The sequence below is a fragment of the Oceanobacillus senegalensis genome (genome assembly GCF_900176885.1).
GTDB lineage: Bacteria > Bacillota > Bacilli > Bacillales > Amphibacillaceae > Oceanobacillus > Oceanobacillus senegalensis.
On the sequence record NZ_LT839648.1, the window covers coordinates 775,825 to 797,051 of the forward strand.

Consider the following 21,227-nt stretch of genomic DNA (forward strand, 5'->3'; position numbering starts at 1 on the left):
AATTGTATTTCAAGGATGGGATAGGCTTTATTTTTCAATAGTTTATTTAAATATTTTTAATTGTACCTTGAAAAGTCTGTGGTTGGGATTAAAAATCAATCATATATGAAAGTTTGCAAGGAATTATAGCCAATATTGAAAAAGGTTTATTGTTTGAATTTAAAAAAGTAAATAGAGGTAAAGTAGGTTCCATCTTGAATAATACAGTGAAAGTTGATCCATTAATGCTGTACCTATGTCTCCTTAACAATCTCATGGATTTCATACAAATATAGAATTAGAAAGAGGCTAGGTTCAAAAGTATTAGTCAAACAAAATCCGAACATGATTGGTGCGTAAAAACCGCTCTTGAAATATACTATGCTTTCCACGGGCGGCTGATGAGCCACATTCGTGCCAATGCACTACGGTGGCTCAGCTAGGCCTATCATCCCGCAAGAGTTTAAGTATATTTCCTTCGCTAAGTAGTGTATCGTTCGTCTTTTGAGTAAAATACCTAGGTTTTGTCCCAGCCTCTTCATGTTATTTTAGTGCGTGCTGTTCTTTACGGATTTCATTTGTTGCATTTACCATGTTTTGTAATGCTCTAATGGTTTCTTCTTTGTTTCTTGTTTTCAATCCACAATCCGGATTAATCCAGAATTGTCGAGGTGAAATGGTTTGTAATGCCTTTGTAATATTTTCCTTCATTTCCTTTACTGAAGGGATACGTGGACTATGAATATCGTAAACCCCTAATCCGATTTCTTTCGTATATTTTTTATTATTAAAGTAAGAAATTAATTCACCATGACTTCTGGATGTTTCGATAGAGATTACATCAGCATCAAGTTCATCGATGGCATCGAAAATCTCTTCAAAGTCGGAATAGCACATGTGGGTATGAATTTGGGTACTATCTTTAACAGAAGCTGTCGCCAAACGGAAGGCATAAACAGCTGCTTCAAGATATTCCTTCTTTTTCTCCTCATTAAGTGGCAATCCTTCACGCAGAGCTGGCTCATCGACTTGGATGATCTTAATTTTATTTTTCTCTAATTGTTTCACTTCTTCTTGTAGTGCAATGGCAATTTGATTCTGTACATAAGTACGTGATACGTCTTCATTAACAAACGACCAATTTATAATTGTAACAGGCCCAGTCAGCATTCCTTTCACAGGCTTCTCTGTTAATGTTTGGGCATAGACCGTTTCTTTTACAGTCATCGGTTTGTCAAAGTTCACGTCCTTATAGATGAGCGGAGGCTTTACACATCGTGAACCATAAGATTGTACCCACCCATACTTCGATGTAGTAAATCCATTTAATTTTTCACCAAAGTATTCTACCATGTCCGTACGCTCGAATTCCCCGTGAACAAGCACATCTAATTCAAGATCTTCTTGGATTTGGATCCATTTTTCAATACTTTCATTGATAAATTTCTCGTATTGTTCGTTCGAAACTTCTCCTTTTCTCCATTTTGTTCTGATTTGTCTCGTTTCTGCTGTTTGTGGCAAACTTCCAATGGTAGTTGTAGGAAGAAGTGGAAGCTTCAAAACCTCTTGTTGCTTTTTAATTCTTTCAGAAAATGAAAGTTTTCGCCCTGGATATCCTTGTTCTATGTTATTGTTGTATGCTTCTAATGCTTTTTCATCACGGTTTACTACACTTGTAAAACGCGCCAACGCTTCTTTGTTTTCTTTAATCTCCTGGGAGACACTCTCTATCCCTTCATTAAATCCCTTCGTTAGAATTACTATTTCTTTTAGCTTTTCATCTGCAAAAGATAAGCCATCTTTTAAAGCAGCATCCATTTTTTGCTCTAATCTTTTCGTTATAGGAACATGTAACAGGGAACAAGAAGGCTGGATAATGAATTGATCCACTTCCACATCGTTTCTAATAACATTTAGCAAAGCTATTTTTTCTTCCAGATTCGCTTGCCATACATTCCGACCATTAATAATACCTGCTGCTAGAATTTTATTTTTTGGAAAACCGAATTCTTTTATTTGCTTCAAGGAATTTCCGTGTACAAAGTCTAAGCCAATAGCCTGAACTGAAAGGCTAGTAATTTCTTTATAATTAGCTGGATGATCAAAATACGTTTGTAATAATATATTTAGCTCAGGAGCGGCCTGATTTAGTTCTTCATAAACAACTTTAGCTAAAAAAAGTTCTTCTGTTGAAAGCTTTGTCACAAAAATTGGCTCATCTATTTGCACCCATTTAACACCCGCATCCTGAAGCTCCTTTAAAATTTGTTTATAAAGTGGGACAAAGGCTTCTAATAACTTCGAAATTCCTTCATTGGTTGGGCCCTTTCCTATCTTTAAGTATGTAAGCGGTCCTAGAATAACAGGCTTGCCGTCAATATCTAGTTTTTCTTTTGCTTCTTGATAAAAACGAAGCGGACGATTTTCTACTAAAGTAGGATTGACCTGGTCAAACTCAGGAACAATATAGTGGTAATTCGTGTTAAACCATTTCGTCATTTCAGAAGCTACTGCATGCTTAGAACCTCGTGCTATAGCAAAATACGTGTCAAGTGAATCTGTATATCCTTCCCGTTTAAAACGCTCAGGAACCATTCCAAACATAAAGGATGTATCCAACACATGATCATATAATGTGAAATCGCCAACTGGAATCAAGTCAATGCCAGCATCCTTTTGCTTTTGCAGACCTTCCAGACGGATTTCTGTTGTTTGTTGGATTAATTCCTCTTCAGTAATGATGCCTTTCCAATGGTTTTCTAATGCCTTCTTCCATTCTCTTTTTTCTCCAATTCGTGGATAGCCTAGATTTGAGCTAATTAATTTTTTCATTTTATTTTCCTCCTTTAAATTAATGAATTATGGAACGATGCTTGGACTGTACCACATTCGGTGATTTTTCATGAATATACTTCACCAATTCAGCAGTCATGTCATAACGGTTAAATGGGGTGACTAAATAGATTCCATTAAAATACTTCATTGCAGTATCAAGTAGTTCCTTGGTTATTTCAAGACCTTGTGTGATGGATTTCTGCTTATCTTCCGCCACCATCCTCATTCGATCACGCACTTCATTCGTTAACTTAAAGCCTGGTACTTCATTATGGAGAAATTCTGCATTTCTGCTTGACGTTAGTGGCATGATACCAACGAAAATAGGCTTCTCAATATGTTTGGTTGATTCGCTTAGTTGGATAATCTTTTCTTTGCTGTAGATTGGCTGTGTGAGAAAATAATCTGCACCACATTCTATTTTTTTCTTCATTCGTTCGACTGCTTTATCTAAGCGGTTTATATTGGGGTTAAAAGCAGCGCCTACCTTAAAAAAAGTAAATTCTTCAAACGACTTTCCTGAATAAGATAGACCTTTATTTAATTGCTTTACCAGTTTAATTAAGTCAAATGAGCGAACATCGAAAACCGAGGTTGCTCCAGGGAAATCACCTAGTTTGGTTGGATCACCTGTGATAGCTAAAATGTGATGAAGTCCTAAGGTGTGGAGTCCCATAATATGGGACTGTAGTCCAATGAGGTTACGATCTCGACAGTTTAAATGAACAATCGTTGGGATGTTTAGTTTTTCTTTTATAATGGAGGCCATTGCGATATTGCTAATTCTAGGGGTTGCAAGTGAGTTATCTGCCATTGTAATCGCGTCAACTCCCGCCTCTTTTAACACTTTCGCTCCCTTCAAATATGCTTCTGTATTCAAATGCTTAGGCGTGTCTAATTCTACGATGACGGTATGCTGATTTTCGACAGCGTCCAGTAGTGCATCAGGACCTTGGTTGTTGTTCTCTCTTATCCTGACTTTTGACTTTGATTTTGGCGTCTTCTTCTTTGTTATTGGAGCAAGGCCCTTTATACTTTTCGAAATGGCTTGAATATGCTCTGGGGTTGTTCCACAGCAGCCACCAAATAAACGCACCCCTTCTTTATGAAAATCGATTGCACAAGAACGAAAGTATTCTGGTTTGTTTTCATAGATTAACTTCCCTTCCCTGTAAGCAGGTAAACTTGCATTTGGATAGGCAGCAAGATGTGTTTTATTTGGAATTCCAACAGTCTTCAATGCTTGTAGCATATGAAAAGGACCTAACCTACAGTTTACTCCAACGATATTAGCTCCAAAATCTTCTAAATGGTTTAGCGCTTCTTGTAGAGAAGTGCCGTTTTCTAAAGTACCTGGTTCATGCATGGAGACATTGGTAATAATTGGCTTATCCGTTTCCTCTTTAGCAATCTGTAATACACTTGTCAATTCCTCTAAATCATAGTAGGTTTCAAGTAATAAACCATCCACTCCTTCCATTAACAGGCAGTACAGTTGCTCCCGGAAACTCCGTTTAATTTCTTCTTTGTCGTTATTTTGTACCTGCGTACCTGCAATACCACCAATGGTTCCGAGTACAAATGTGTCCTTAGTAGCTGCTAGTTTTGCATTTCTAACCGCAGCTGCATTGATTTTCTTCACCTGATCTTGAAGCCCATATCGAGAAAGCTTCAGATAGTTCGCACCATAAGTATTAGTTTGAATCACATCTGCCCCTGCTTCAATGTACCTTCGATGGATATCAATAATTTGGTCTTCATGGGTTAGATTGAGTTCTTCAAAAGAGCGATCTACCCCATAGGAATACAGAAGCGTTCCCATCGCACCATCAGCAATTAGAATTCTTTCTTCTAATGCTTCTAACAGGTTCATGAATGCTCACCCTTTCATCCTTATATTCAAGCTTGATTGTTTGAGAGAGGAAATCTAATCCAAAAAGAATAGCCTCTTCCAAATAAGAAGAGGCTTGAATAAATCAAATTAAGTTCTCCTCTTATCTCTCAAGCATGTGCTTGCTGGAATTAGCACAGTACTCAACATGAGCCTGTTGCCGAAGCTTCGTCGGGCCAGTCCCTCCACTTCTCTTGATAAGAATCAATTATAAAATATAAAGTTTATTATATTATATCATAATTTACATACTTAAGATGATTTTGTCAATTGTATTTATTCAAAAATTATAATTTGGTTATTTTGAACTATTTTTTTATAACGATTATGCTTCAAGGGAAAAATTATTATTTTGAAAGACTTAAGACTTAATTTATATGGAATAATCCCAATTGGGGAGAAGCTGTATGGAATTACTTTTTTCAACAATTTTTGCTTCGCTCTAATTAAATTAGAGCTTATCAAAATAGTGTATACTTATTCACAACAATAATCTTATTCAAACGATTGATGATAATCATTATAGGAAATCATACCAATTAATGCTACTATTAGTATAGGTTTTTTATAGTACATCTAGATATAAGACAAAATTTTTCGGAGGCATAACCATGGTATTTATCATTTGTTTATTAATTGGTTTTGCTACAGCATTTGTTGGTTCAATTGCTGGATTAGGTGGGGGAGTTATACTTGTTCCAAGTTTATTTATTATGCAATCTATTTCGGATTCTTTTGCATGGGCAACACCTCAAACGATTGTAGGAATTTCATTGATTACGATGATTTTTACTGCGTTATCGTCTACAATCTCCTATTTAAAAGCAAAAAGGGTTGATTATCATACAGGTTTTCTATTTTTATTAGGAAGTATTCCAGGGGGAATCATTGGTTCATGGTTCAATGCGTATATTAAGGTAGATGCCTTTTTACTATGTTTTGGAATATTAATGATTTTTGTTTCTCTGCTACTATTGATAAAAAAAGATTCATTAAGGAAAGAAGTTGATCCTAATGTCAATGGTGTTCGGACCTTCACATTACTTGGTGAAGAATATAGGTATCGTGTTTCTAACGTTCCTGCATTTCTACTTGCGCTAGTCGTTGGAATGCTGTCTGGATTATTCGGTATTGGTGGAGGGTCTGTCATGGTTCCAGCCATGATTCTTTTATTTGGAATCCCGACACATATTGCAACAGCAACTTCTATGTTTATGATTTTCTTTGTGAGTATTTCAGGTTCTATCACTCATATTGCATTAGGTCATATCGCATGGGAATATGTCTTCGTTTTCATACCTGGTGCATGGATTGGTGGAAAATTAGGCGCAAAGGTAAATCAGATGTTGCCTGGGAGCTGGCTTGAATGGGTATTACGAATCGTATTGATACTTGTTGGGATACGAATGATTTTTCAAGGACTTACATAAGGGGAATGAATAATAATGGAGGAAAAACTTTATTTATATTATACAAATGATTTACATAGCAATTTTGAACAATGGCCAAGGGTCGCACAGTTTATGAAGGATAAAACAGAGGCCCGAAAAGTACGTAACGAATCCTATTGGTTGGTGGACATTGGGGATCATATGGATAGAGTACATCCAATTTCAGAAGCTTTTAAAGGCAAGGCAAATATTCAATTAATGAATGATTTAAATTATGACATTGCTACATTTGGTAATAATGAAGGAATTACCTTATCACATGATGAGCTGTTTCATTTATATAACGATGCTCAATTTGATATTGTTTGCACTAACTTACACAGCACAGATGATGAGAATCCACCTTGGTTAAATCGCATCATCAAAAAGACAACTGTTAATGGCATAAAGATTGGTGTAATAGGTTTGACAGCACCATTTAATGATTATTACCATTTATTGGATTGGCATGTTTCTTCTGTATTTGAGACTCTTGATAAATATATAAAACATTTAAAACAGGATTCGGATATTATTGTCCTTTTATCGCACTTGGGACTAAGTGAAGATGAGGAAATTGCGAGAAAATATGATGAAATTGATGTCATTATAGGGGGACATACGCATCATCTACTCCGTACTGGTAAAGTTGTCAATAATACTATAATTACAGCTGCAGGAAAACATTGTTCATTTGTTGGTGAGGTCATTCTCACTTGGGATAAAAATAGAAAGACTCTTGTAAACAAAGAAGCATATGCCACTGATATTACGAATTACTCAAAAGATGCGGAAACAGTACAAACCTTACAACAATTGGAGAAGGAATCCGATGAAAGGTTAGGTTACACAATTATACACAAAAATCATCCGGTAGAGGTAGATTGGTTCAAAGATACAAAAATAATGAAGGATTTAACGCATACGTTAAAAAGGCACACCGATTCGGAAATTGCTATGTTAAACTCAGGATTATTGTTGGAAAATCTTCCTGCCGGCACTATTACTTATCAAGATGTTCACCGTATATGTCCACATCCGATTAACCCAGTAACTGTAGAATTATCAGGTAGTGAGTTACTTGAAGTCATAAGAGCATCTTTAACTAAAGATTTTATGGAATTTCAATTGAAAGGTTTTGGATTTCGTGGAAAAATATTAGGTAGAATGGTTTTTTCGGGTATTGACGTGGAGACGTCCTTTCATAAAAATGGGGAAGAGTATGTGAAGGATGTATTCCTTCCTGATGGAAATGAGCTAGAGAAAAATAGACAATATAAAATAGCGACAGCAGACACTTTTACTTTTGGTCGGTTATTACCAGAGGTTGCCAGATCGGAAACTAAGCATTATTTCTTACCTGAGTTTCTCCGAGATTTGTTAAAAGAAACATTACAGAAAAACTATTGAACAATCAGGAGTTTTTCTTTTTGTTTATGTTAAAAGATTTGTCTTCGCTATGCAGTAATTCGTGTGTTATTATCGCTCCGGAAATACACTACGCTTTTAGGGGGCGGCTGCCGAAAATAATTTAATAAATAAAGGGTTTCTATAATTTATGTGACATTATCCCACCTTCATGCATACAGATATAATGTACTTTACGAAGGAGGCAAATAATCTATGGTTTCAGTAAATCCTTTAGAAGTTGAAGGCAAGCATTTTACTGCAACGACGGTTGAACTCCCTAAGACTACATTATTGGTTATCTCAAACGAGATTGGTTATATTATGTGTGCGGCTTTAGACGTGGATTTCTTTGATGATAATCCTAAGCTGAAAAAAAGAAATGTAATTGCGGGGCGTGCAGAAGGTGTTCGTACCATTGACCAACTATTACATGCACCACTTGCGAAAGTAACAGATGCATCTAAAGAAATGTATGGTTGGGAAGTTGGAATGACTGGTAAAGATGCATTACTAAAATTAACATAAACCCAATAAGCAAAAGTCCTCTAAAGAAGGACTTTTGCTATTTAATAGGTAAGAAAGTACCGTATGTATGCGAAAATAATTGGAGTTGCAGTTTGTATGTCTAACCTCTCTAAAACAAGCATAAGTTGTTTTTAGGGAGGGTTTTGATGAGACGGCGTAGAAAATTTGGAAGAAAAAGATTTGCACCACCCTCAAGGAAAAGTATCTTTATTATTACAGTTATTGTATTTATTTTTTGTATTTTTCTTAGTATGCAAATTATTAGTAAGGGGCTCACACCCGCCATCATTGAAATATCAGAAATAAAAACAGAAGAGTTTGCTACGCGTGGAATTAATATGGCTGTAAGATTTGCTGAAGGATATGATTTTAGTGATGTTTTAACTGTAACCTATGACGAAGAAGGACATCCTGCTATATATAATTGGAATCAGAATGTTATTAGTGAAATTAACAGGGTTGCTACAGACCGGGTGGAGGAATTTTTTCTCCACATGAACCGGGGGGACCCAATATCTTATGATTATTCTTTGCAAGAACCATATGATTATAGTGATGGTGCTGAGGACCGTGCTGCCCAAGACCCGACATTAATTGAGGTACCTTTAGGAGAAATTACTGGAAATGCAGTATTAGCAAATCTTGGTCCTAAGATTCCGATTGATTTAGAGCTTGTAGGTGCAGTAAGGACAAATATTGTCAGAGAAACAGAACCTTTAGGAATAAATGGTTCCTGGGTATCCCTTTACATTAATGTGGAAGCTGATGTACAAATAATTATTCCTTATATCACAGAGCAGACAACTGTATCAACAGAAATTTATATTGATGGTGGAGCAATTATGGGTGATGTACCTGAATTTTATGGTGGTGGAAGTGATGGACCATCCATTGCCGTACCAAAAGAAGATATTGAGAAAGATACGTCTGCGGAGGGCGAAACGGAAGAAGATGACTTGCAAGACGGTGAATAATTTAGTATAGTAGTTTTGTCAATAGAATAGACCTCAGGATCGGTGAGGTAGAGGTGCAAATAATAAAAGTAGTCAACAGGAGGATGACAACGTGGATTGTTGATGAAAGGATTGTTTGCCGAAGCGTAATAAGGGTCAAACTTATTATTGCTGGTGTACTTTTGAATAAGGGGTATACTGTCATGCAAATGGTGTGCATGGAGAACTACTGATCGAAATGGAGGATAACGTATTTTGTATGAAAACAAAGATAGGTTATTTTCTGTCTTTGTTTTTTTGTGTCTTAAAAAAAGAATGAGTCATATTAGGTTTCAATCATTCTAGAATGGACAAGCAATTGCGTATGCTCGTACACCAACATTTCTTGCTGTAATCATCTAATCTCCTCACACATTCGTAATCACATTTTATTGGAGGTAGCAATAATGGAAGGAACATTTTATTCCCTCATCCCTGCAATCCTGATGTTAGTGCTTGTGTTACTAACTAGGAAAGTACTGTTGTCCTTAGGCGCAGGGATTATAATTGGGGCATTATTTATACATGATTTTAATATTATTGGTTCTATACAGGAGATATGGACTGTATTTTATGAAATATTTATTTCCGATGGAGGATTAAATACCGGTAACTTATTATTATTAGGATTTCTTATTTTACTTGGAATAATGACGGCATTCTTACAAGCATCAGGTGGTAGTAGGACATTTGGTGAATGGATGAAGCAGCGTGTTAAAACTAGAAAAGGTGCACAGCTAATGACTGGTGTGTTAGGTATTCTTATTTTTATTGATGACTATTTTAATAGTTTAGCTGTTGGCCAAATTGCTAGACCTTTGACAGATCGTCATCAAATCTCTCGAGCAAAATTAGCTTATATTGTTGACTCTACATCTGCACCAATTACAGTAATTAGTCCGATATCAAGCTGGGGCGCTTATATTATTGGTATTTTAGGTGGAATGTTTGCAGCAAATGGAATTAATGATCTTCAACCATTAGAAGCATTTATTCAAATGATCCCATTAAACTTTTACGCGATATCTGCTGTTGTTTTGGTTTTTTTAGTTGCTTACTTGAAAATAGATATTGGCCCAATGAGAAAACATGAAGACCGTGCAATCGAAACTGGTGAATTATTGGATCCAAACCAAAATAAAGTACCAGGAGATCTAAGTGATGAGTTTGAAGGACATCCTAAAGGAAAGGTGTACCATTTGCTAATACCTATTCTTGTGTTAGTAATTGGTACTGTTATTTCAATGGTAGTAACTGGGGCAAATGGTAGTGAATACGATGTAACGCTACTTTCAATTTTTGCTAACACAAACGTTAATCTATCCTTATTTATCGGTGGCGTTGCAGCAGTAGCTATGTCGTTTATTTTCCATATTGGTCAGAGTGCGCCAAAATCGAATTTATTTAAGATTTTACTAGAGGGATCGAAAACAATGCTTCCTGCTATTTATATTTTAATTTTAGCTTGGATGATTGGTTCCATTATCGGTACATTGGAAACGGGAGAATACCTTGCACAATTGTTTAACGAGATGCATGTAGGATCTGCAATGTTGCCCATCTTATTCTTTATTATTGCAGGATTTATGGCATTAGCTACAGGTACTTCTTGGGGAACATTCGGTATCATGTTACCAATTGCAGCGGAGGTAGCTGCTGTAACCGATATCGATATGTTGCTTCCATCTTTAGCAGCAGTGCTTGCTGGTTCTGTATTTGGTGATCATTGTACGCCAATTTCAGATACTACTATTCTTTCATCAACTGGTGCTGGAGCGAATCTTATGGACCATGTAATTACACAGTTACCCTATGCAACTATTGCAGCTACAGTAGCAATGTTAGGATATCTGTTGGTTGGATTTACAAATCAAGTTCTCCTTTCATTTGCGCTTTCTATTATTTTAGTAATCATTATTTCTTTAATTATTAATTATTTTACCAATCATAGTAAATCAAAGATTTAAAATAAAAGCTATTCTCTTATTCCGATAAGAGAATAGCTTTTTTCTAGCGATTTTACTTCAACAGAATGCAAACATTATATTTAAATAAAGGAGGAGGTAGTTATATACTAAAATCCGCTGTTTATTAGCCTTTTAAAATATCTAAAAATTTAAATTATTTATTTGACATGGTATAAAAGTACCGGTATAATACAAATTAATATCAGAAAAGGGGGATATTTCTCTATTATTAGAAATATAATGTATTACAATAGCGGGGTTGAAAGGGAGGATAATCATGGAAACAAGGTCTCAATGGGGAACAAGAGCAGGTTTCATTTTAGCTGCAGCAGGTTCAGCAATCGGTCTTGGTAATATTTGGCGCTTTCCATCTGTTGCATATGAGAATGGTGGAGGAGCGTTTTTCATCCCTTATCTGTTTGCGTTACTTACAGCAGGTATTCCTTTATTAATCATGGAATTTACCATTGGCCAGAAGTATCGTGGTTCTGCACCATTATCATTTAGCAGAATGAATAAGAAAGCTGAGTGGCTTGGTTGGTGGGGAGCGCTAGTAGCTTTCGTGATTGGTACGTATTATTCCGTTATTCTTGCTTGGGCAATGTCTTATTCTGTTTTTTCTTTTAATTTAGGATGGGGAGCAGACACAGAAGGATTTTTATTTAATGAATATTTACAACTAACGGTAAATCCTGGTCAGACTGGTAGCTTTGTTCCTAGTGTACTTATTCCTTTAATTTTAGTATGGGCAATCGTACTAGGTATTTTATTTAAAGGGGTTAAAAAAGGGATTGAAATTGCTAACCGAATTTTTATCCCGCTACTAGTGGTATTATTCCTTATTATCGTTATTAGGGCGGTTACATTACCTGGTGCTATTAGCGGATTGAATGCCTTCTTCCAGCCCGATTTTAATTCTATTATGAATTCGGATGTATGGGTTGCTGCATATGGCCAAATATTCTTTAGTTTGTCCATTGCATTTGCCATTATGATTGCTTACTCGAGTTATTTACCAAAAAAGTCTGATATTACTAATAATGCATTTATCGTCGGATTTAGTAATTCCAGTTTTGAACTACTGGCAGGTATTGGTGTGTTTGGAATATTAGGTTTTATGGCAAGCCAAGCCGGTGTCGGAATTGATGAAGTGGTTGCAGGTGGCGTAGGTCTAGCTTTCGTCGTATTCCCACAAATTATCAATGAACTACCAGCGCTCAATGGTTTATTTGGATTCTTATTCTTCGCATCATTAGTACTGGCAGGTTTAAGTTCATTAATCTCCATTTGTGAAGCATATATTTCCAGTATTATTGATAAATTTAACATCTCAAGAACGAAAGCTGTATTATTGGGCGGTGGATTATCTGCTATTGTATCACTACTTTATGCAACACAGGGCGGTCTCTACTTCTTAGATACCATTGACTATTTTATTAACCAATTTGGGGTTGCATTCGTTGGGTTGGTTGAGGTAATTATGGTTGCTTGGATTCTACGAAAGATGAAAGTGTTGCAAGATCATGCGAATGAGATTTCAGACATTCAACTAGGTACATGGTGGAAAATTAGTTTAGGCGGTATCACTCCAATTGTATTAGGTTATATGATGTTTGATTTATTCCGATTAAACCTAATGAAACAGTTCCCAACAGAATCAGGTAACTATGAAGGTTATCCAGACCTATTTATTACTATAGCTGGTTGGGGAGTAGCAGCATCAGTACTAATAGTAGGTATTTTACTAATGTTTACGAAATGGAAAACAGACCATTCTAAATTAGAGTATGAGAAGGCGAAGGAGGCAAAATAATGACTGGTGGAGCTATTTTTGTCATGATCCTTGGTATGGTAATTATTTGGGGGGGACTTGGAGCAAGTATTGTTCATGCAGTGAAAAAAGCAAAAGAAGTTAAGTAAATTAAAAAAAGCTTTTCATTGTGAAGTATAGCCAGGATTCTTAATTCCTGACATATTTGCCTTCAGTTGGAGATATTGTTAAAAAAAACTTGGTAAACGAATCAAAGGTTAACTTAATGGTGCTAGTATAAAGAATAGCGAAAGCATCCCTTATTTCGTCAAATGGAGGCTTTCGCTATGTTTAATTTATTCTTTTTCTATTCTTTCCCATTTTTTAAGGTATGAATAAGGATCAAAAGAGAATTCATTTTTTCCATTATCCTTATACATTCCGTAATGCAGATGTGGTGGGAATTTACCAGAAGTTCCAGGCGGTCCATATCCCGTTGAACCTACACTTCCAAGTACATCACCAGGCTTAACAACTTGACCGATTTTTAAATCTTCCTGATAACCACTCATATGTGCATAGTAGTGATATATGTTGAATATATCCCTAATTCCCACTCGCCATCCACCGTATAAATTCCAACCCATCATTTCAACAACACCGTAAGTAGTAGACTTAACTGGTGTACCGTAGTCTGCAAAAATGTCTGTTCCTTCATGAATTCGTAACCCACCAAAACCTCTGCGATCTCCCCAAGTATTATGGTAGGTGTAATTATAACCAATATCAACTGGGAATGCACGATCGGTTAAATGAATATGTTTAAACTTACGAAATACTTTTGACGTATTTTCGATGGTCTGAACGGTAAGATCTCTTTTATAATAATTCCAAAGCGCTATTTTAATGTCATCTTCGCTTTGTCCATATTCTAATAGTATATTCCCCATCGTATATAGAATGTCTTCTGCATTTTCTGGATTAGCTATTCCATCCCCGTTTCCATCTTTTCCTTTTCCGTCAAACATTTCAATGATACCAATACTCTGGTTTTTATGAATGTTCCCTATTCCAAACCACATCTCGGAAGGAATTTCAATGGAAATCACTTTCTCAGGATCATCACTACTTTGTGTATTGCGTTCAAAGTTGTCAATAGCAGCAAAGTAATACCAAGGAATTTGAGTTAATGCTTCTGTTTTTTTAAAAAGACTCATTCTTTTCTCATAAATCGTTTCTTCATCTTCTTTTTTCTCATCTGCATGCGTAATACCTATAGAAAGTATAAAGATGATGGAAATGATAGGGATGATCAGCTTTTTATTCAATGGATTCACCTCCCGGATTAACCATATATTTCGTAACATGAAATTTTTTATACTAGTGAATGGATACACCATTAAATTAAAAATAAGATGAACTCAAAGAATTTTATGTTTGATTATTATTGTTTATTCCTTGCGGTGTTTTTTCCATCTCTTTCTTTAACTGTTGAATCAGATTGTCATATTCACGATTGGTTGACGAATTATGCAAGCTTTGGATATCATACATTAATGATTCATTTTCCGATACATAAACGCTATAAAAACGTGGCATAGTAGATTCTGCTGTTTTCTTAGCGATGTCTGCCATTCTTTCTGAATCAGCATTTTCATCTTTTTGATAAGCGATGAAAACTTCTTTGTCTGTTACTAATGTTGCAGCTTCTTGAAATCCATCATTTCTTAAAATGAGCTTTGTAATCATTTCTGCCATTTCGGGGCGATCAATTTTTGCTTCATGATTATTTTCTCGATCAACATCTATTTCATCTTTTGAATATCTCACATAACCTAACTGTTGATTAATGTCTTGATTGGTTTTGGGTTCAACTTCATTTAATGGATTTACTTCATCAGCATTTTTTTCAATTTCAGGCATTGCTCCATCGTTCACTGTATTACATGCACTTACAATGAGAAAGCAACTTACTGTAATAATTAACATGACTAATTTTTTCATTTTTACCATCCTTTAATAAGTTTTATTGTATAGTGAGTGATATTCCGTTTGTTTTCCTTTTTATATTATGTTTTCTTTTCACTCTTAGTTTGTTGTGAAAAGAGGAAATAATGCACTGAAATTTCTGTTTCCAATGAGAAACATGTGGTAAAATAGATTCAGTCTTTAAGTGAGGTGTTTTCGGTTGATTGAAATACAGGGAAAGTATTATGAAATCATGGAGAACGTAAAAGATGGGTTTCAGGAAAGTGCATTAAAAGAACGTTATTCTGAAATATTAACTAAATATGATTATATCGTTGGGGATTGGGGGTATAACCAACTCCGACTAAAAGGATTTTATCAAGACAGACATGCCAAGGCTTCCTTTGATTCAAAAATAAGTGCATTAGATGACTATTTGTATGAATACTGTAACTTTGGATGTGCATATTTTGTAATAAAGAAGATTAAAAAATAGAAGCAGCAGTCTTATTGAACATACTGCTTCTATTTTACAAGGTAAGACTTTACGTGGAACGGAACACCTGTCATGGCTAGGGTGCAGTCCGTACGTCATTAAACGGTCGTTTACCCTTTGGCTCTTATTCATCATGGAGTGGATGTGCACCAGGGATTTGTCTTGGAAGATTATCATGTTGTTCTTCATCTGGAAAAACAAAGTTACTCATCCGTTTCTGACCTTTTTCCCATGGTGTTGATTTACTTCTAACACGTTCTTCTTTATTTATGGCTGAACCAAATGCTCCTTCAGGAAATTCTTCAGGAATTAGTTCGTTTTTCATTCTTTCTACATTAGAAAAGTTGGAAAACTTTTTATTGTGCTCTTTTGGCATCGTGTTTCCCCCTTTCCTTTCTAGTTTGAGCTAAATAGCTTTTTATATGATGCTCATTTTTTGGCGTACTTATAAAAATAATTATGGGTTTATTCCCAATTCGTAAGCATGTAAAAGGGAGGTGAATAAATTGGCTATATCGACTATTCTTAAATGGATAAGTGGCGGGTTAGAAGCTTTCTGGGGAATTCCACTAATTGGTGGAACCATCATTTTTGCCTATGCATGGTTGCCTTTGGTCTTTATGCTAGTCCTTCATATTATCACACTCATTTTTTCTGTAAAAGAACAAAAGAAAATTCATGGAAGCATTCTTGGAATTATTACCTCTAGTATAGGATGGATTCCCATTGTAGGAATGATCATGCATATCATTACGGCTGTATTCTTATTAGTGGATGCTTATAATCATTCGAAAAAAAATACAGGTTATATGCAGGATTAGATGAAGCCTCCAACTTCTATAGAAGTTGGAGGCTTCATCGAAATCTGTAGAAATAACCTACTTTCAGAATTTCTTCATATATAAGGAAACTAATCAATGGTTTTGCAACGGACATAACCACGGAACCTTTTCTCGAGGATCCTTCCTAACTGAAATATCGCATCCTCATTTCCTATAGAACACATCACTTGAATACCTATAGGCATATTATTGTAATCCGTACCAATAGGTATGGATAGGGAAGGCAACCCCCAAACATTTGCATAGGCTACATACGGCATAAATTTAAGGTAGGTTCTACGGATGGAAAATATTTCTTGATAAACACGACCATGTTTGGGGGCACTGCGATGGTATATTGGGAAGATGAGTAAACGATTTTGTAAATATTCGTTTAGTCTTTTATCTCCATCATTTAATTTTTCCTTTACACGAAGCAGTCGTGTTGCTGAAGGTTTAAATAATTTAGACCCAATAATCCCCCAGGATAGATATGGATGAATGGATGTACGTTGTGTCAATTTTTCCCTTAAAAAGGCATAATAGACCCCTGAACGATCATTACTAAATGCTTCCTTTTTTAATAGATTGCTTCCTTCACTAGAAAGGATATCTTGCCAGAGTCTAGCACTTTCATCAAAGAAAGGTGGTATACTACGTTTGACAAAGAAGAACTTTTCTAAGTAATCTTCCAACGAATCAAGGATATTCCTTATTTCCTTTGATAAAGGGTAATTTATATAATTTGGTAATATCTCTATTTTAAATTGCTGTAATGTACGTTTCGATAAAGTTTTACCTGATAAAATTTGATACAGTAATTTCATATCTCGAACAGATTTACCCATTGGTCCTGAAGTAAACATCCTCTTTTGAAGTGATGTTTGAGGTGATGGAAAATGACCATCATCAGAAACTTGGTTCATACCTGGCTTAAATCCAATAATGCCGTTAAAATGAGCAGGTATTCGAATAGAACCGCCAATATCTGAACCAATTCCAACAGCAGAGCCTCCAACAGCAATTAGTGCACCTTCACCACCACTAGAACCTCCTGCTGTTTTTGAAATGTCCCACGGATTATTTGTACGACCATACAATTTATTTTCTGTTTCTTGGCTAAAACATAATGTTGGTGTATTAGTTTTCCCTATGATAATGGCTCCGGCTTTCTTTAACCTTTTAACAATAAATGAATCCTGACGTGATATTAAATCCTGCCTATGCTCAAGTCCTCCCGTTGTTTTCATCCCTTTTACATGAAACGCTTCCTTAATACTAATTGGAACCCCAACTAATGGTCCATTTTTCTCTCCTAGGTTTTTATCAACCTCATTTGATTCTAGTAATGCTTCTTTAAAGCGATTTTCAACTAAAGCGTTGATACTTGGATTTATACTCTTTATTCGTTCTATGTAGCTCTGAACGACTTCAGTACTTGTAATATTTCCCTTTTTAATTGCTTCAGCAGTCATTGTTGCATCCAAGTCAATAATTGCCGTTGTAATCATTCCTTTCCCCAAAAATCATAATTTTTATGGTTTCTTTATCTTATCCTTATTTTATACGTATTATGATATGATAAAATGATAGTAAATGAATTCTAATGGGGGTATAACGATGTATTTTGTAGATAGAAGTAAAATAGAGGAAATTCTTATATATATGGAAACCATTTTAAGTGAAATGAAAGAGGGGCAGTTGGAAACTTTAACAGAAAAGTTAAGTCAAGAACGGATGACACATGTGCTTATTGAGTCTATTTTAGATGTCGGCAACATGATGATTGATGGATTTATAATGCGTGATCCGGGAAGTTATGAGGATATTATAGATATTTTAATTGATGAAAAGGTATTGCATATGGATGAAGAGAAAAATTATAAGGAATTTATTGGACTTCGTAAAATGTTAGTTAATGATTATCAAAATGTAAACCATTCCCATTTGCAGGTAGTTATTTCACGAAATAAGCCAGTATTATCGTCATTTAGTACTAAAATTAGAACATACCTAACCAATGAACTAGGAGTTGCAAACGCCTTTTCAAATGAATAATGGAGGAGAGGTACATGAGCAAACAAACACCACCCAAACAAAAGCTTTTACAAATCTTAAAAAGAAATCGCCCTTTGAAAATAGGCGAGATTATGAAATATTTTTCTATTTCAGAAATTGCTGTACGTAAGCATATCCATGAATTAGAAAAACAAGGTTTAATAAACAAGGTTTCCCATAAACAACCAATTGGTCGTCCGTTTCTTACGTACGAATTAACCAAAAAGGGACACGAGACCTTTCCAAACCAAAATGATCGATTACCTGCAGAGTTATTAAAGGATTTAGAGGAACTTCAGGGACCTGAAGCGGTATATGAATTATTGGAAAAACGTATGGAAAGAGAATTTGATTGCTACAAAAAGGCTATAAGCTCAAATGATAACCTAGAGAAACAAATAAATTATATCACGCACTTGCAAAATGAAAATGGTTATATGGCTGAAATAGAAAAGACAGATGAAGGGGATTTTATCATAAAAAATTATAATTGTCCCATCTCTAGTATTGCATCTACGTATCATCAAGTTTGTAAAAATGAGCATCGAATGTTAGAGAAGCTATTTTCTGAAAATGAAGTTACGGCGCAAGCCTTTATTACGAAGGGAGATCATTTTTGTAAGTGGGTAGTTAAAAATCCAAATATTAATGATTGAAATGAGGAAATAATTTGAAGCAATATAAAGGTTATTTAATTGATTTAGATGGAACCATGTATTTGGGAGAAGAGCCTATTGACGCTGCTAGTGAATTTATAGAAACGTTGTCTAAGAAAAATATTCCGTTTCTTTTTGTAACAAATAATTCAACCAAAACTGCAGCAGATGTTTCTGATAAGTTAAATAAAATGGGAATTAAATCCAAGCCGAGCCAGGTTGTGACGACTAGTCTAGCTACAGCTAACTATATAAAATCTCAAAAATCTGATGCAAGCTGTTACGTAATTGGGGAGCAAGGAATTATAGATGCATTAGAAGAAAGAGGTCTTACCGTCGTTGATGAAGAACAGGCTGATTATGTTATTGTAGGGTTAGACCGGCAAGTTAATTATGAAAAGCTTGCAAAGGCATGTTTGGCAGTTAGGAATGGCGCTACCTTTATTTCAACGAATGGTGACGTCGCCCTACCCACAGAACGGGGGTTGTTACCAGGGAATGGCTCCATTACTTCTGTCATTACAGTAAGTACTGGCGTAACTCCTATATTTATTGGAAAACCAGAAGCGATTATTATGGAAGAAGCGCTTAACACGATTGGTTTAGACAGGGACGAAGTATTAATGGTTGGAGATAATTATAATACGGATATTATGGCCGGTATTAATGCGAGAATGGATACATTAATGGTATTTACTGGGGTAACTGCATTTTCTGATTTTCCTCATCTTGAAGTTAAACCAACTTATCATGTGAGTAGTCTATATGAATGGATAGAAAAAATATAAAAATGAGCGGAAGAGCAGTATGCTCTTCCGCTTCTTAGTCGTCTTGATCTACTTGTTCGTAGGTGTGGGCTAATCGACTAGAGGCTGCTGCTGAGATTGCACCAACAATATCATCAAGAAATGTGTGAACCTCTCCAGAACTTTTATCATTCAGTTTCTTCAAAATTCCTGGTTTTTGTTTATCAATGTAACCATAATTTGTAAAGCCGATGGAACCATAAACATTAATGATTGAAAATGCTATAATTTCGTCAACCCCATATAACCCCTCATCCTTTTCAATGATTTCTTGTAAAGGATCATCTAGTTGTTTCTTTTCTGCTAATATATCTAGCTGAATTCCAGTAATGATGGCATTTTGTACCTCACGTTTCGTGAGTACTTTATTTACATTTTCCTTACATAAATCCATTGTTAAGTCATCATGGTATGCGGATTGCAGATAATAAACTAATTCTGCAATATTTTCAATCGTAACACCGCGTTCGGAAAGCAATTCTCTTGCCTTTTTTTCCAATTCACTTGTTTTAGCCAATAAAATCACCTTTTCCTTTTTAAAAGTTAAGTTATGCCTTGATCATACATATGATGTTATTAGAAGTTAAGTAAGTCTCCTTTTGTCTAATACTTGTCACAATGGAAAGGAGTTATGTCTTTGCCTTTAAGTGGATTTCTTTCTACGTATTATGGTATCCAAGTTGAAGAAAAATTATGGTTCGATAGTAAAGAAGCGTACAGAGATGGTAATTATTTCTATTTTATCACTTCTATTGACAACAGGGAAATAATTTTTATGGAACAGGCAAGTTTATCTTATTATTTGATGGATTATGAGGTGAAACATGTTACACTTCCAATTCCAAACCTTCAAGGGGAATGGATTACCCCATTTCACGATAAAAATTATTTAGTAATGAGGGTAAGTGAATTAAATCATGATCGCTATACATCAGATGGTATAGCACTAGCAAATTTTCATCACATCGGCTCAAACTATCAATATCAACCAAAGGAGATTTCAAGCTATGGTGCTTGGAAGACATTATGGATTAATAAGTTGACCATTTTTGAAACAAAGATTAAAGATGAGGCAAAAAATAACCCATGTGATTATTATAAACTTCTAATGGACTTATTGCCTTATTTAGTAGGCATAAGTGAAAATGCTATCCAATACATTCGTGAAACGGAAACAGAGAATAGGTTTCATGAGGTTGATCAAGGGTCTATTACATTTAATCGTTATAAAAATCAATTAATTCAACCTATTTTATGGTCTGAGGATCTCGTGTATGATCACCCTACAAGAGATATTGCCGAGTATATCCGTAGTTTCATGTTGGTAGAAGATGATGGGAATGATATATCTACATTTTTGCAAGATTACCAATACATTCGTCCTTTATCGATTTTTAGTTTGCGATTAATATATGCACGTTTACTTTTCCCGATACACTGGTTTGATTTAATTAACCGTGGATTTATGGAAGAAAATTTGGATCAATTATATCTTGATTTGAGGGAATTAGCTGATAAGCAAGTAACATATGAAAGAGCACTTAAGGAATTTTTTGAAATAAATGGGGTAAGAACTGAAGATTTAGATATTCCTGTGATAAACTGGCTATGATATGTAGTTCAAATAATAAGTGATATGCACA

20 protein-coding genes and 2 riboswitches are annotated in these 21,227 nt (G+C 35.2%); of the genes, 13 read left to right on the forward strand and 7 right to left on the reverse strand.

All coding sequences use genetic code 11. The features are described 5' to 3' along the window. Positions 1–522: 522 nt before the first annotated feature. Both metE and CAO17_RS03605 read right to left on the reverse strand, forming a co-directional pair. Positions 523–2,811 (reverse strand): 5-methyltetrahydropteroyltriglutamate--homocysteine S-methyltransferase, encoded by a 2,289-nt coding sequence (metE, locus tag CAO17_RS03600; RefSeq protein ID WP_085991457.1) that lies wholly within the window; start codon positions 2,809–2,811, stop codon positions 523–525. A gap of 19 nt (positions 2,812–2,830) precedes the next feature. Then, positions 2,831–4,687: a bifunctional homocysteine S-methyltransferase/methylenetetrahydrofolate reductase gene (locus tag CAO17_RS03605; protein WP_085991458.1), complete on the reverse strand. Its 1,857-nt coding sequence runs from the start codon at positions 4,685–4,687 to the stop codon at positions 2,831–2,833. Between the two features lie 118 nt (positions 4,688–4,805). Next, a riboswitch (SAM riboswitch) is annotated at positions 4,806–4,909 on the reverse strand. Positions 4,910–5,316: 407 nt separating this feature from the next. Between CAO17_RS03605 and CAO17_RS03610 the strand changes: the two genes are divergently transcribed. The 7 genes from CAO17_RS03610 (at position 5,317) to CAO17_RS20675 (ending at position 12,949) form a co-directional block, all read left to right on the forward strand. After that, on the forward strand, positions 5,317–6,135 hold the full coding sequence (locus CAO17_RS03610) for a sulfite exporter TauE/SafE family protein (RefSeq protein ID WP_085991459.1): 819 nt from the start codon (positions 5,317–5,319) through the stop codon (positions 6,133–6,135). 15 nt (positions 6,136–6,150) lie between these two features. Beyond that, the gene (locus CAO17_RS03615) at positions 6,151–7,545 is read left to right on the forward strand and encodes a bifunctional metallophosphatase/5'-nucleotidase (RefSeq protein ID WP_085991460.1); all 1,395 of its coding nucleotides are present in this window, start codon (positions 6,151–6,153) and stop codon (positions 7,543–7,545) included. Positions 7,546–7,758: 213 nt separating this feature from the next. Next, positions 7,759–8,070, forward strand: a complete 312-nt coding sequence (locus CAO17_RS03620; protein WP_085991461.1) for a YunC family protein — start codon at positions 7,759–7,761, stop codon at positions 8,068–8,070. 146 nt (positions 8,071–8,216) lie between these two features. Then, complete coding sequence (gene yunB / locus CAO17_RS03625; RefSeq protein ID WP_085991462.1) at positions 8,217–9,044, forward strand: sporulation protein YunB; 828 nt, start codon at positions 8,217–8,219, stop codon at positions 9,042–9,044. A 40-nt stretch (positions 9,045–9,084) separates the two neighbouring features. Then, positions 9,085–9,260, forward strand: a riboswitch (Lysine riboswitch). Positions 9,261–9,469: 209 nt separating this feature from the next. Next, positions 9,470–11,029 carry a Na+/H+ antiporter NhaC family protein gene (locus CAO17_RS03630; RefSeq protein ID WP_085991463.1) on the forward strand — a complete coding sequence of 520 codons (1,560 nt, stop codon included), beginning with the start codon at positions 9,470–9,472 and terminating at the stop codon, positions 11,027–11,029. Between the two features lie 277 nt (positions 11,030–11,306). Next, positions 11,307–12,842: a sodium-dependent transporter gene (locus CAO17_RS03635; protein WP_085991464.1), complete on the forward strand. Its 1,536-nt coding sequence runs from the start codon at positions 11,307–11,309 to the stop codon at positions 12,840–12,842. Continuing rightward, the gene (locus tag CAO17_RS20675; RefSeq protein WP_143833714.1) at positions 12,842–12,949 is read left to right on the forward strand and encodes a methionine/alanine import family NSS transporter small subunit; all 108 of its coding nucleotides are present in this window, start codon (positions 12,842–12,844) and stop codon (positions 12,947–12,949) included. Before CAO17_RS03635 ends, CAO17_RS20675 begins: the two co-directional genes overlap by 1 nt. 186 nt (positions 12,950–13,135) lie before the next feature. On the opposite strand, the gene CAO17_RS03640 is transcribed toward CAO17_RS20675, so the two are convergent. Beyond that, on the reverse strand, positions 13,136–14,107 hold the full coding sequence (locus tag CAO17_RS03640; RefSeq protein ID WP_245831754.1) for a M23 family metallopeptidase: 972 nt from the start codon (positions 14,105–14,107) through the stop codon (positions 13,136–13,138). A gap of 103 nt (positions 14,108–14,210) precedes the next feature. Further along, positions 14,211–14,783, reverse strand: coding sequence for a YhcN/YlaJ family sporulation lipoprotein (locus CAO17_RS03645; RefSeq protein WP_085991466.1), 573 nt, complete (start codon positions 14,781–14,783; stop codon positions 14,211–14,213). Between the two features lie 184 nt (positions 14,784–14,967). Here CAO17_RS03645 and CAO17_RS03650 point away from each other — a divergent pair, with 184 nt between their 5' ends. Further along, a complete protein-coding gene (locus tag CAO17_RS03650; protein WP_085991467.1) occupies positions 14,968–15,243 on the forward strand; it encodes a YutD family protein in 276 nt (91 codons plus the stop codon). A gap of 124 nt (positions 15,244–15,367) precedes the next feature. Here the strand turns inward: CAO17_RS03650 and CAO17_RS03655 are convergent, their stop codons facing one another. Further along, complete coding sequence (locus CAO17_RS03655; protein ID WP_085991468.1) at positions 15,368–15,619, reverse strand: hypothetical protein; 252 nt, start codon at positions 15,617–15,619, stop codon at positions 15,368–15,370. Positions 15,620–15,749: 130 nt separating this feature from the next. Here CAO17_RS03655 and CAO17_RS03660 point away from each other — a divergent pair, with 130 nt between their 5' ends. Next, the gene (locus tag CAO17_RS03660; protein ID WP_085991469.1) at positions 15,750–16,064 is read left to right on the forward strand and encodes a hypothetical protein; all 315 of its coding nucleotides are present in this window, start codon (positions 15,750–15,752) and stop codon (positions 16,062–16,064) included. 89 nt (positions 16,065–16,153) lie between these two features. Here the strand turns inward: CAO17_RS03660 and CAO17_RS03665 are convergent, their stop codons facing one another. After that, positions 16,154–17,575 (reverse strand): amidase, encoded by a 1,422-nt coding sequence (locus CAO17_RS03665; RefSeq protein ID WP_085991470.1) that lies wholly within the window; start codon positions 17,573–17,575, stop codon positions 16,154–16,156. Positions 17,576–17,684: 109 nt separating this feature from the next. Between CAO17_RS03665 and CAO17_RS03670 the strand changes: the two genes are divergently transcribed. The 3 genes from CAO17_RS03670 to CAO17_RS03680 are packed head-to-tail and all read left to right on the forward strand — an operon-like array spanning position 17,685 to position 19,566. Continuing rightward, positions 17,685–18,122: a DUF86 domain-containing protein gene (locus tag CAO17_RS03670; protein ID WP_085991471.1), complete on the forward strand. Its 438-nt coding sequence runs from the start codon at positions 17,685–17,687 to the stop codon at positions 18,120–18,122. A 14-nt stretch (positions 18,123–18,136) separates the two neighbouring features. After that, positions 18,137–18,778: a helix-turn-helix transcriptional regulator gene (locus tag CAO17_RS03675; protein ID WP_179151882.1), complete on the forward strand. Its 642-nt coding sequence runs from the start codon at positions 18,137–18,139 to the stop codon at positions 18,776–18,778. Between the two features lie 14 nt (positions 18,779–18,792). Further along, complete coding sequence (locus tag CAO17_RS03680; protein ID WP_085991473.1) at positions 18,793–19,566, forward strand: TIGR01457 family HAD-type hydrolase; 774 nt, start codon at positions 18,793–18,795, stop codon at positions 19,564–19,566. A gap of 34 nt (positions 19,567–19,600) precedes the next feature. Here the strand turns inward: CAO17_RS03680 and CAO17_RS03685 are convergent, their stop codons facing one another. Then, positions 19,601–20,101 (reverse strand): phosphatidylglycerophosphatase A family protein, encoded by a 501-nt coding sequence (locus CAO17_RS03685; RefSeq protein WP_245831755.1) that lies wholly within the window; start codon positions 20,099–20,101, stop codon positions 19,601–19,603. Between the two features lie 114 nt (positions 20,102–20,215). Between CAO17_RS03685 and CAO17_RS03690 the strand changes: the two genes are divergently transcribed. After that, positions 20,216–21,196, forward strand: a complete 981-nt coding sequence (locus tag CAO17_RS03690; RefSeq protein WP_085991474.1) for a protein kinase family protein — start codon at positions 20,216–20,218, stop codon at positions 21,194–21,196. The last annotated feature ends 31 nt before the right edge of the window (positions 21,197–21,227 follow it).